Consider the following 12,362-nt stretch of genomic DNA (forward strand, 5'->3'; position numbering starts at 1 on the left):
CGATGGTGCGACGTGCCGAACGCAGCCCTCGGGTCCGCAAGACCGCCGCGGTCATCATGGTCGGCGCCATCGTCGCGGTGATCGTCGGCGCAGCGGCGCAGTTCCTCGGCTGGTTCGCCGACACCCAGCACGTCACGCTGATCTCCCCGCGCGCCGGCCTGGTGATGAGTCCCGACGCCAAGGTGACACTGCGTGGCGTGCCGGTGGGACGGGTGGGGTCGATCTCGCAGCGTGACGGACACGCCGTGCTCGTCCTCGACATCGACACCGCCCAGATCGATCACGTCCCGGCCAACGTGACCGCCGACATCAAGTCCAACACCGTCTTCGGGGCGAAGGCGGTGACTCTTGTGGTGCCCGAATCCGGGCCGCAGGGTCGGTTGCGTGGCGGCGACGTGATCGAGGCCGACCACGTGGTGGTGGAGCTCAACACCGTGTACCAGCAGCTGGTCAACGTGCTCGCCGATCTGCAGCCCGACAAGCTCAACGCCGTGATGGGCGCGGTCAACACGGCCCTGTCGGGACACGGCGCCCACATCGGTGCGGCGCTCGATCAGCTGTCGGATCTGCTGGCGACGACCAATCCGCACCTGCCCGCCCTCGACGAGACGCTGCGGCAGACCGCCGGCGCCACCGACGTGTACGCCGACGCCATGCCGGATCTGATGCGCACGGTGGACAACGCCACGTTCGTCGGTGACACCCTGGTGGCCAACTCACGCAACCTCGACGCGTTGCTCATCAACGCGACGGGGATGGCCGACACGATCGACGGGGTGCTGGCCCCGAGCAAGGCGACGCTGATCGCCGAGTTGCAGGATCTCAACCCGGTGTCGCAGCTGCTCGGTGCGCAGGCCCCCGGAATCAAGTGTTTCCTCACCGCGTCGGCCAGTGCGGCCGAGCTCGCCCAGCCGCTGCTCGGCGGCAAGAACGACAACCTCCTGCTGTATGCGGGCCTGCAGCCGGGCACCGACCCGTACACCTACCCGGAGAGCCTGCCGCTGGTGGCCGCCGCGGGACCCCCGACGTGTGCGGGCGCACTGGGCAACCCGACGACCAAGGAGCACACCGGCTTCTACGTGACCGATAACGCGCCGGTGCCCTACCAGCCTCGCACCACCCCAAAGCTCAACGGCCAGAAGCTCTTCCAGTTGTTGTTCGGGGAGCCGCCGCGTGGATAACCGTTCGCGCGCGTTCCGCGCCACCGCGATCAAGCTGGCCGCGTTCGCGGTGGTGATGATCCTCGTGTTCGTCGGACTCGTGGTGGTGTTCAGCAACTACCGGCCCGGTTCGTCCGACGACTACACCGCCGTGTTCACCAGCGCGTCGGAGATGAAATCGGGCTCCAAGGTGAAGATCGCGGGCGTCGAGGTGGGCACCGTCGACAAGGTGGCGCTCAACCGCGACAACGACGCCGTGGTGTCGTTCAGCGTCGACGAGAAATACCGGCTCCCCGCGTCGGTGCGCGCCCTGATCCGTTACGAGAACCTCACCGGCGACCGCTACCTCGAACTCGCGCAGGGCACCGGCGACCCCAGCGACGTACTGTCCGCGGGAGCCACCATTCCCATCGGCCAGACCGAACCCGCCCTCGACCTCGACAAGCTGCTCGGCGGATTCAAACCCCTGTTCCGCACCCTCGACGCCGACGAGGTGAACACGCTGTCGGCCTCGCTGATCGAGGTGTTCCAGGGCCGCGCACAGCGCGAGGCGCTGACCGACCTGCTCACCGAGACGGCGTCGTTCACCGGCGCGCTCGCCGACAAGGACCGCCTGATCGGCGAGGTGATCGACAACCTCAACGAGGCGCTCGGCACCCTCGACGGCGACAAGCACGGCCTCGACGTGAGCATCGACCAGCTCCAGCAGCTGATCACCGGACTCTCCGCCCAGCGCGGCGCCATCGGCAACTCACTGACCCAGACCGCGCAGGCCACCACCGGTCTGGCCGACCTGCTCGGCGCCACCCGACCCGATCTGCAGCAGATGATCACCAACACCGGATCGACGTCGGCCGAACTACTCAAGGCCGAGCCCTACCTGCGGTCACTGCTCGACCGGCTGCCCTCCGACTACAAGAAGCTGTCGAACCTCGGCAGCTACGGCGCGTGGCTGCAGATCTTCTTCTGCCGCATCCGGTTGCTGCTGTCGGGGCCCGACGGCAAGCAGTACTTCTTCACCGCGATCAACGTCATGGGCGACACCACCAAAGCAGGCGGGCGGTGCGCGGCCACATGAGCAGCAGGATGCGGATCGGTGTGATCGGCGTGGTGGTCACCGCGCTGGTGGTGATCGTGGCGATGCAGATGGACCGCCTGCCCTACCTGTCGCCGATCAGCACCTACACCGCCTACTTCGACGACGCCGGCGGCCTCGTCAGTGGCGACATCGTGACGGTGTCGGGGGTCAAGGTGGGCACCGTCACCAAGATCGCGCTGGCACCCACGCCGCAGGGCACCAAGGCCGCGGTGACGTGGACGATGGACGACACCGTGATCATGGGCACCGACACGCAGGCGGCCGTCAAGACCGAAACGGTGCTCGGTCGACGGAATCTGACGGTGGTGCCGCACGGCGGCGGCCGCATCAGGCCCGGGGGAGAGATCCCCAACCGCAACACCATCGCGCCGTACTCGCTGAGCGACGCGCTCGACGTCTCCACCAACACGCTCTCGCGCACCGACACCGACCAGCTCAACAAGGCGCTCGACACCTTGTCGTTCACGTTCTCCGAGACACCCGACGGGGTGCGCGGCGCCGTCGACGGGGTGTCGAGACTGTCGAAGGCCATCGCCGACCGCGACAACACCCTGCGTGAGCTGCTCGCGAAGGCGAGCGGTGTCACCCGCATCGTCGGCGACCGCAGCAAACAGATCAACCAGATGCTCGTCGACGCCAACGCGTTGCTCGGCGAACTCGACTTCCGGCGGGCCGCCATCGCACAGCTACTCACCGGCACCCGGGACGTGGCCGCGCAGATCTCCGGATTCATCGCCGACAACAACGCACAACTCACCCCGGTGCTCGACAAACTCAACGCCGTCACGCAGATCCTCAACGACAACGAGGCGAACCTGAAGGAGACCATCGACCGGCTCGGTCCGTACGCGAACGCGCTCGGCGAGGCGGTGGCGTCGGGACCACGCTTCGAATCCCTGGTGGGCATCCCGACGTTCGGCGATTACACCGCGACGTTCATGAAGATCCTGCAGCAGAAGTACCCCGAGGTGGCCAAGGCGTTCTCCTACAGCGGTTTCCCGCTGCTGCCCCAGGCGTGGAGCGTCGCCCCGCCCACCCCGCAGTACCCGCCGGGCCAACCGGCCCCGTCGCCCACGTACCCGACGCCCCCGCCGGCCACCTCACCCCGGGGAGGTGGCTGACATGGCGATGCGACCGTCGGTGAGTCTGAGCCGGAAATCGTGGACGATCGCCGCGCTGGTGGTGGCGCTGGTGGTGGCCGCGGTGCTCGGCTACGCCGCCTACGGCCGGGCCACCACCAAGACGTTCACCGCCTACTTCGCGTCGGTCAACGGGCTCTACCAGGGCGATCCGGTCCGGGTGATCGGCGTCGACGTCGGCCGGGTGGCCACCATCACCCCGCGCGCCAGCGATGTGAAGGTCACCCTCGAGGTCGACAAATCCACGCCGATCCCCGCCGACGCGCGCGCGGTGATCGTCGCCCAGAGCCTCGTGTCGGGCCGGTTCATCCAGCTTTCCCCGGTGTACGCCGGCGGAGCGCAACTCGGCGACGGGGCCGCAATCCCGATGGAACGCACCGCCGTCCCGATGGAGTGGGACGACGTGAAGCGCCAGCTCGGCGAACTCACCAAGGCGGTGGGCCCCGACGGCGCCGACAAGGGGTCGGCGGCGCGGGCCATCGACGTCGCCGACGCGAACCTCGAGGGCAACGGGCCGGCCATCAACAGCTCGATCACCGAGATGTCCGATGTGCTGACCACCTTGTCATCGGGGCGCGACGACCTCTTCGCCACCATCCGCAACCTGCAGAAACTCACCGACGCGCTCTCCACGAGCCACGAGGAACTCGTCCAGTTCAACGGGCGGATGGCGTCGGTGAACGATGTCCTCGCCGACAACACCACCGCCCTCGACGGGGCGATGCACAACCTCGACTCGGCGATGACCGACGTCCAGCCCTTCATCGCCCAGAACAAGCAGGCGCTGACCTCCTCGGTCGCCGGCCTGGCCACCACCACCCGCATCCTCGCCGAGAAGGACGAAAAGCTGCGTGGGCTGCTGCACTCGGCGCCCAACCAGCTGGCCAACTTCTACAACATCTACAACCCCCTGACCGGCGCATTGTCGGGGGTGTTCGGCCTCGGCATGGGCAACAACCTCATCACCCTGCTGTGCGGCACCATGGAGGCCAACAACCGCCCGGGTCAGAGCGAAGCCGACGTCGCCAAATGCGTCGACGTCCTCGCGCCCCTGCTGTCGAACATCGCGGTGGCCTATCCGCCGTTCCTCTCCGATCCCGTCGTCGGCATCAGCGCGCTGCCCAGCCAGATCACCTATCAGAACGCGGACGTGAAGGCGCGCGCGCAGCAGGGCATCCGCGACCAGGACGCGCAGACCCGCCGCGGCAACGGGCCGCTGGGCGCGCTGCTCGTGCCGTGGGGAGGTGAAGGCTGATGCAACCCGGTGGCACACGGCGCGCCGACCGCGTCCGGCTGGGCCTGACGCTGGTCGCGGTGGCCCTGATCGCGTCGGCGTGTGGCTTCTCCGGGGCGTCGAGTCTGCCGGTGCCCGGCGCCCAGGGCACCGACAACGGCAGCTACCAGATCAGCGCGGTGATCCCGACCGCGTCCGGGCTCACCAACAACGCGCCCGTCATGATCGACGACGTCACCGTCGGCAGCGTCGGGCGCGTCACCGTCGGCCCCGACTGGCACGCGAACGTACCCATCCGGCTCAACCCGGGCGTCAAGGTGCCCGTCGGGTCGTACGTGATGGTCGGGATGACCAGCGTCCTCGGGTCCACGCATCTGTCGATCGTGCCGCCACCGCGCCCCCGCCAGGGGTATCTGCGCGCCGGCGACCAGATCCCGCTGCCGAACTGCCCGGAACAGGACAACATTCCGTCACCCGGCGGCGCGGCCCCGGTCGCCGACATCAACTCCGCACAGCAGGTTCCCCAGTGCGCCTTCCCGACCACCGAACAGGTACTCAGTGCGCTGTCGGTGGTGCTCAACGGCGGCGGATTGTCGCAGTTGGGCGACGTCACCCACGAACTGAGCGAAATCCTCGGCGGCAACGCGAAGTCGATCCGCGCGCTGATACCCCGGCTCAACACGCTGGTCACCAACCTCAACGGACAGACCGACAACATCATCGCGGCCATGGACGGTCTCAACCGCCTCACCGGCACCCTCAACGAGCAGGCCCCCACCGTGGAGAAGGCGCTCGCCGACGGCCCGCAGATCCTCCGCCTGCTCAACGACGAACGGGAGAAGTTCGTCGCCACCCTGGTGTCGCTGGGCAAATTGTCGGCGACCACCAACGACGTCCTCGACGCCAACAGAGAGGACATCAAGACCATCGTCGCCAACCTCAACCCCGCGCTCGGCGGGCTGGCGGCGGCAGGCCCGGCGCTGCCGTCCTCGCTCCGGATCCTGCTGACCTTCCCGTTCCTGGAGGACACCATCCCGGACATCGTCAAGGGCGACTATGTGAACTCCGACCTGGTGCTCGACCTGACGGTGAACAAACTCAAGAGCTCGATCCTGATGACCAGCGGACTGGTCAGCCCCGAGGCCGTGGCCGGGGCACCGGCGGGGGCGGCCAAACGTGGTCTCGACCCGTTCACATCGCCCCTGGTTCCCGGCGGCGCGCAAACCCCGCCTACGCAGGCCGGTGGCCGATGAAGATCACCCGTTTCGTGCGCATCCAGTTGACGATCTTCACCATCGTCACCGTGATCGCGGTGGTGGCGATGGCCGTGTACTACGTGCGGGTGCCCGCGATGGTCGGCGTGGGCCGCTACCAGGTGCAGCTGCTGCTGCCGAGCACCGGCGGCCTCTATAAGAACGCGAACGTCAGCTTCCGCGGCGTCAACGTCGGGAAGGTCAGCGAGGTGCGACTGACGCCCGACGGTGTCGCGGCGACACTGTCGATCCGCAGCGGCACCGAGATCCCCGCGTCGTCGCGGGCCTCGGTGCGCAGCCAGTCGGCCGTGGGTGAACAGTTCGTCGAGTTCACGCCGCCCCCGGGCGCCAACGGCGACGGCGGCCACCTCCACGACGGATCGGTGGTGCACAGCACCGACATCCCGGTGGAGATCTCGTCGGTCCTCGACCAGGCCAACGCGCTGCTCGCCAAGGTGGGCGACACGAAGCTGCGCAACGTGATGGACGAGGCGTTCGGGGCGTTCAACGGCACCGGTGAGGACCTGCGCAGGCTCCTCGATTCGATGACGCTGCTCGTCGACGACGCCACCAAGAACGTCGACGTCACCATCGACCTGGTGGAACAGGCCGGTCCGCTGCTGGCCACGCAGACCGCCACCGCCGGAGCGATCCGTGCCTGGACGTCGGACGTGATGAAGGTGACCGACCAGTTGCGCGCGAACAACCCGGAGATCACCGACATCCTCACCAAGGGGCCGACGACGGCGGCGGTGTCGCAGCAGCTGTTCGCCGCGATGGATCAGACCCTGCCGATGCTGATCAGCAACCTCGGGGTGGCGTCGAAGACGCTGGCGGTTTATCTGCCCAATCTGCAGCAGGTGCTGGTGATCTATCCGCGGCTGATGAGTGCGCTGCTCACCGCCGTCAACTCGGGGTCGCCCGAGTACGGTCCCAGTGTCCTGTTCTCGCTGGGTCTGCAGGATCCGCCGCCGTGCACGGTGGGCTTCCTGCCACCATCGCAGTGGCGTTCCCCGGCGATCCAGACCGCCCGCGATCTGCCGCCGGGACTGTTGTGCCGGTTGCCGCAGGATTCGTCGATCGCGGTGCGCGGTGCCCGCAATTTCCCGTGCGCCGAGTTCCCGGGGCGTCGTGCGGCCACGCCGGAGGGGTGCCGGGAGGGCTACAAGCCGCTGTCGAACAACAACGTGCCGTTCCCCAACGGCATCCCGGGGGTGATCCCGGCGCCCACCGGCCAGACCACACCGGGATCGCCGTCGTCGTATGAGCCCGGACCCGCCGTGTACGGCACCACGTACGATCCGGAGTCGGGGGATTTCATCGGCCCCGACGGAAAGACCTACAACGCCGGGACCGGCCGGAACGAGCAGGGACGAGACAGCACGTGGCAGAGTCTGATCACCGACGGAGTGGGCCGGTGACCGGGCGCGCCACCGGCGCCACACCCGTGCGGTCGGCTCCGCTGCGCCGCAAACGCAAACCCGATCGGGCGGTACCGGAGACGCCCGCGACAGCCGAGCCGGGCACGGTCGACGGGGATCTGGGCACGGTCGACGGGGAAGTGGGCACGCTCGACGGGGATCCGGGCACGGTCGACGAGGATCCGGGCACGGTCGACGGGGAAGTGGGCACGGTCGACGGGGAAGTGGGCACGGTCGACGCCGGGCTGAGCTACCGCGAGCGGCGGGCGCGCAGGCAGGCCGGGGCGCCGGTCACGCGCACGGCCCGGGTGTCGCGCAGCCGTGCGCTCGGCCCGATCCTCGCGGTCACCGCCGCCGTGGTGGTGATCGTGGCCGCGACGGTGGCGTCGGTGCTGTTCGCGGTCGGTACCGCCCGCATCGACCACCGCAACGAGCTGCGCGCGGAGTACTCGGCGTTCGCGCGACAGATGACGATCAACCTCACCTCGCTCAACCCGGGCAACGTCGACAAGGCGCTGCAAACCGTGCAGGACAAGACGAGCGGGGCAGCCCAGCAACGTATCCGGCAGTCGATGGCACAGGTGGTCAGCCTCATCCGTGACCAGAAGCAAACGGTGAGTTCGCAGATCATCAGCGATGCGGTGACGCGCTCGACGCCCGACGAGGGATCGGTGATCCTGGTCTACGGCTGGGAGATGCAGCCCCAGGACCCCAAGCAGGAGCTGGTGGTGCAGACGTTCCGGTGGCGGATAGACATCACCCGCATCAACGGGGACCTCAAGATGACCGACTTCGAGTGGGTCACCTGATGGCCGCCCTCACCGCGCGCATCGGGCGTCGATGGCTGACCGGCGCGATTCTCGGGCTACTCGTGGTCGCCTCGCTGGCGTCGGCCGGAATCCTCGGTTTCCGCTACTGGGACGCCCGCAGCGTGGAGACCGCACGCGCCACGTCGCTCGCGGCGGCCCGCGACTACGCCACCACCATGTTCGGCTACGACCCGGTGAACGTGGCCGACCACGTCCAACGGTCGAAGGAAGCGGTCACCGGATCGGCCAAGTCGGAGTACGACAAACTCATCGCCAAGCCGCTGTCGGACTCCTCCGACGACTTCGTCGAGGGTGTGCGCAAGCAGCGTGTGGTGTCGCAGGCGGTGATCCAGGATGCCGGAGTGGTCGCCAACACCCGCGACACGTCTACCGTGCTGATCTTCATGAACCAGTCGGTTACCCGCAACGGCAAGGAACTCGTCCGGGTGGACCCGAGCCGGTTGACCTTCTCGATGGTCCGGCGTGACGGCCGCTGGCTGATCGAGACCATCGACGTCATCACCGACGACTCGTTCCGCAGCCGTATCTCCCGCACCCAGACGCCGCCGCCGGGAGCCATCCCGCTACCCGCACCGGGTTCGGCACCCGCCGCACCCACCAGCCCACAGCCGGGCCCACAGACGGGGGCGCCGGCACCGTCCTCGTCGACGATGCCGGCGCCCTGACCCGCCCGGGGGTTCTTCGCGCCGATTCGGCGCTCAGTCGTGGGGGCTCACCTCGTAGCCCAGCGGCAGCATCGTCGACTTGTGTTCGACGAACGATTCCAGACCCTCCGGACCGCATTCGCGGCCGATGCCGGAGTTCTTGTAGCCGCCGAACGGCGAACCGGGGTCGATGGCGTAGAAATTGATGCCGAACGTGCCGGTACGGATCTTCTCGGAGATGGCGATCCCGCGTTCGACGTCGGAGGTCCACACCGTGCCGGCCAGGCCGTAGTCGGAATCGTTGGCGATCGAGATGGCCTCATCGACGTCGTCGTAGGCGATCACCGAGAGCACCGGGCCGAAGATCTCCTCACGGGCGATCGTCATGTCGTTGGTGACGTCGCGGAAGATCGTCGGCGTGAGGAAGTAGCCGTCGTCGAGGCCGGCCGGTCGGGCGCCCTCCAGCGCCGCGGTGGCCCCGGCCCGCTTGCCCGCCTCGATGTAGCCCTCGATCTTGGTGCGCTGTTTCTCGCTGATCACCGGACCGAGTTGCGCTTCGGGGTCGTCGGGCAGGCCCACCTTCATGCCCTGCGCGGCGGTCACCATCGCCGCGACGATCTCGTCCTCACGGCTGCGTGGCACCAGCACACGGGTCTGCGCCACGCACGCCTGGCCGGTGTTGAACAGCCCGAGGAACACCATCATGGCGATGTTGTTCACGTCGACGTCGTCGAGCACGATGGCCGCCGATTTTCCGCCGAGTTCGAGCGAGCACCGCTTGAGCGATTCGGCGCAGGCCGCGCCGATCACCCTGCCCGCCGCGGTGGAGCCGGTGAACGTGATCTTGTCGACGTCGGGGTGTGCCACCAGCGCCTTGCCGGTGTCGGGACCGCCGGGAACCACCGAGATCACGCCCTCCGGAACACCGGCCTCGGTGAAGATCTCGGCGAGCAGGTTCGCGGTGAGCGGCGTTTCCGGCGCCGGTTTGAGCACCACCGAACAGCCCGCCGCGAGCGCGGCGCCGAACTTGTTGCACACGAGGAACAACGGCACGTTCCAGGCCGTGATGGCGCCGACCACGCCCACCGGTTCCCGGGTCACCCGGGTGGTGCCGAACATGCCCGTCCGGTACTCCTGCCAGGCGTAGTCGCGAGCGGCGTTGGCGTAGGCACGCAGCACGCCGGTCCCGGGGAGTTGCTGCAGCGTCGTCACCGCACTCGGTGGCGCGCCCATTTCGGCCGACACGATCCCGGTGATCTGTGCGGTGCGCTCCTCGATGAGCGCGGCGGCACGGTCGAGCACGTCGGCGCGTTCGGCGGGCGGGGTGTTGGCCCACACCCCGGAGTCCAGGGCGGCGCGCGCCGTGCGCACCGCGGTGTCCACGTCGGTGTCGTCGGCCAGCGGCACCGATCCGACGCGCTGTCCGGTGGCCGGTGAGTACACCTCGAGGGTTTCGGTGGAATGTGGCGCCACCCAGCGGCCGCCGATGTAGAGCGAGGTCTGCTCGCTGGGCGGGGACTGGTCGCTCGACGGTCGGGACTCGACGGTCTGGGTCATCCATGCTCCTCGGTTGTGAACTGCGGCAGATGTGAACTGCGGCACAACCGATACTAGAACACGTTCTAACTCTGCGGCAGGGGGTCGGCAGGGTTCAGTTGCCGAAACGCACCCGCGCCGCGATGCCGTCGACCGCGTCGGCCAGGACGAGCACCTGACTCGCACGATCAGGTGCCTCCAGCAGCGACTGACGGTCGGCCGGTCCGATGGGCAGCCGCGCTGCCCAGCCGAACACACCCACCTCGTCGAGGTCGGCGGCGTCGAAGGCGGGCATCGCCGCCGGCAGGTCCGCGCCGCGACGCGCGTACGCCTCACCGATCACCTCGCGGATCGTCGCGCCGATGGCCAGGAGCCGATCGCGGTCATCGGCCGTGCCCCGCCGACCCGGCAGCGAGCGGACCCGTGCCCGCGGATAGGGGTCGTCGGGCAACCATTCGATCACCTCGAACAGCCCGCCACCGGTGCAGGTCAGGAGGGCCTCTCCGTCGGGTTCGCGCGCCACCTCGTCGATCATCGCGAAGGTGCCCACATCGTGGCGCACATCCCCGCCGCCGACCTCCGAACCGCGAGCGATCAGCACGACACCGAAGCGCGGGGGGCCGAAGCGCCGCGGACCGTCGAGGCAATCGGTCAGCATCTGCCGGTAGCGGGGCTCGAAGATGCGCAGCGGCAGTTCCTCACCCGGCAGCAACACGGTGCCGAGCGGGAACATCGCCTCCGTTGTGATGCCGTCCACGGCGCGGTCGTTGCCGAGGGCGTCTGTGTCAGGCGGAGGGCTTGGCGTCGAGCACGACCTCGAACTCGAGGAGGTCTGCACCCGAGGCGACCGGCTTCGCGCGCTCACCGGCGTGCGCCTCGCGCGCCGGGCCGGCCGCCCACGCCTGGAAGTCTTCCTCGGACTCCCACTGGGTCACCACGAAGTACCGGTCGTCGCCCTTGACCGGGCGCAGCAACTGGAAGCCGAGAAAGCCCTTGGAGCCGTCGACGGAGTGCGCGCGGTGGGCGAACCGCTTCTCGAGTTCGGGGCCCGCGCCCTCGGGGACATGGATTGCGTTGATCTTGACCACTGCCATAGCGCCCACCCTATCGGCCTCACCGCGATGCGATGGTGGCTGCACTAACCTCGTGAGCTGTGACAGCGATGGTTTCCGCCGCCACCGGGCTGCTCGACCACGGTGGCCCCGACACGCGGGGTGGTGAGCGCCCCGCGCCCGATCGCGTTGCCGACGCCGACCAGGCGACCGCCACGTTCGCTGGACTCGGTGTCGGCCCGATCGTCCTGCTGCACGGGCTGATGGGCCGGGGCCGCACCTGGCGACGTCAGATCCCGTGGCTGCGCCGATACGGGAGGGTGTTCACCTTCGACGCGGCGTATCACACCGGTGCCGATGCACCCGAACCCGCCGACGACGCGGAACTGTCCACCGAGCGCTTCGTCGGGGATCTGGCGGAGATCCTCACCTGGATCGACCTGGGACCTGCTGTGCTGGTGGGCCATTCGATGGGGGCGCTGCACGCGTGGTGCGCCGCCGCGGACTATCCCGAACTCGTCAGTGCACTCGTGCTCGAAGACATGGCACCGGACTTCCGCGGCCGCACCACTGCGAGCTGGACGCCCTGGTTCGATTCGTGGCCGGAGCGCTTCGAGTCGCGGCAACAGGCCGAGGAGATGTTCGGCGCGGTGGCCGGGCGCTACTTCTACGAGGCGTTCGACGACGGGCACCTGCACGGTCGGCTGCCCGTCTGGGCGGCGATCGCCGAGGAATGGGGCCGACGCGACTTCTGGGACCAATGGCGCGCCGTGGCGGTACCGACGCTGCTGATCGAGGCCGAACACTCGGTGACCCCGCCCGCCCAGATGCGAAAGATGGCCTCGGTCAACGACCATGCGCAGTACCTGCGTGCCGCCGGTGCCGGACACCTCGTCCACGACGACGCCCCCCAGTTGTACCGGGGGGCGGTCGAGGCGTTTCTGTCCGGTCTGCCGGACAGGGACTGATCCCTACTGGGACCGATCTACTGCAT

The 12,362-nt window shown here is 68.6% G+C and carries 12 protein-coding genes; 9 read left to right on the top strand and 3 right to left on the bottom strand.

The genetic code is table 11. The annotated features are described in order from the left end of the window. Nucleotides 1–2 precede the first annotated feature (2 nt). From ACWDSI_RS09800 to ACWDSI_RS09835, 8 genes are read left to right on the top strand one after another with little or no spacing between them, the layout of a single operon-like run. Nucleotides 3–1,181: an MCE family protein gene (locus ACWDSI_RS09800; RefSeq protein WP_449756418.1), complete on the top strand. Its 1,179-nt coding sequence runs from the start codon at nt 3–5 to the stop codon at nt 1,179–1,181. Then, nucleotides 1,174–2,238: an MCE family protein gene (locus ACWDSI_RS09805; RefSeq protein WP_449746886.1), complete on the top strand. Its 1,065-nt coding sequence runs from the start codon at nt 1,174–1,176 to the stop codon at nt 2,236–2,238. Before ACWDSI_RS09800 ends, ACWDSI_RS09805 begins: the two co-directional genes overlap by 8 nt. Beyond that, nucleotides 2,235–3,380 carry an MCE family protein gene (locus tag ACWDSI_RS09810; protein WP_449756419.1) on the top strand — a complete coding sequence of 382 codons (1,146 nt, stop codon included), beginning with the start codon at nt 2,235–2,237 and terminating at the stop codon, nt 3,378–3,380. Before ACWDSI_RS09805 ends, ACWDSI_RS09810 begins: the two co-directional genes overlap by 4 nt. 1 nt (nt 3,381) lies before the next feature. After that, nucleotides 3,382–4,653, top strand: a complete 1,272-nt coding sequence (locus ACWDSI_RS09815) for an MCE family protein (protein ID WP_449756420.1) — start codon at nt 3,382–3,384, stop codon at nt 4,651–4,653. Next, a complete protein-coding gene (locus ACWDSI_RS09820; RefSeq protein ID WP_449756421.1) occupies nt 4,653–5,885 on the top strand; it encodes an MCE family protein in 1,233 nt (410 codons plus the stop codon). The genes ACWDSI_RS09815 and ACWDSI_RS09820 overlap by 1 nt, the downstream gene beginning before the upstream one ends. Continuing rightward, nucleotides 5,882–7,306, top strand: coding sequence for an MCE family protein (locus ACWDSI_RS09825; RefSeq protein ID WP_449756422.1), 1,425 nt, complete (start codon nt 5,882–5,884; stop codon nt 7,304–7,306). Before ACWDSI_RS09820 ends, ACWDSI_RS09825 begins: the two co-directional genes overlap by 4 nt. Next, a complete protein-coding gene (locus ACWDSI_RS09830; protein WP_449756423.1) occupies nt 7,303–8,115 on the top strand; it encodes a hypothetical protein in 813 nt (270 codons plus the stop codon). Before ACWDSI_RS09825 ends, ACWDSI_RS09830 begins: the two co-directional genes overlap by 4 nt. Beyond that, complete coding sequence (locus tag ACWDSI_RS09835) at nt 8,115–8,801, top strand: hypothetical protein (protein ID WP_449756424.1); 687 nt, start codon at nt 8,115–8,117, stop codon at nt 8,799–8,801. Before ACWDSI_RS09830 ends, ACWDSI_RS09835 begins: the two co-directional genes overlap by 1 nt. 33 nt (nt 8,802–8,834) lie before the next feature. On the opposite strand, the gene ACWDSI_RS09840 is transcribed toward ACWDSI_RS09835, so the two are convergent. The 3 genes from ACWDSI_RS09840 to mhuD form a co-directional block, all read right to left on the bottom strand. Then, complete coding sequence (locus ACWDSI_RS09840; RefSeq protein ID WP_449756425.1) at nt 8,835–10,337, bottom strand: aldehyde dehydrogenase; 1,503 nt, start codon at nt 10,335–10,337, stop codon at nt 8,835–8,837. 94 nt (nt 10,338–10,431) lie between these two features. Further along, entirely contained in the window at nt 10,432–11,049 is a 618-nt protein-coding gene (locus ACWDSI_RS09845) for an LON peptidase substrate-binding domain-containing protein (RefSeq protein ID WP_449747008.1), read from the bottom strand. A 52-nt stretch (nt 11,050–11,101) separates the two neighbouring features. Beyond that, nucleotides 11,102–11,410, bottom strand: a complete 309-nt coding sequence (gene mhuD, locus ACWDSI_RS09850) for a mycobilin-forming heme oxygenase MhuD (protein ID WP_449746894.1) — start codon at nt 11,408–11,410, stop codon at nt 11,102–11,104. Nucleotides 11,411–11,478: 68 nt separating this feature from the next. Here mhuD and ACWDSI_RS09855 point away from each other — a divergent pair, with 68 nt between their 5' ends. After that, the gene (locus ACWDSI_RS09855; protein WP_449747009.1) at nt 11,479–12,336 is read left to right on the top strand and encodes an alpha/beta fold hydrolase; all 858 of its coding nucleotides are present in this window, start codon (nt 11,479–11,481) and stop codon (nt 12,334–12,336) included. Nucleotides 12,337–12,362 lie beyond the last annotated feature (26 nt).

The organism is Gordonia sp. NPDC003429 (genome assembly GCF_053588575.1).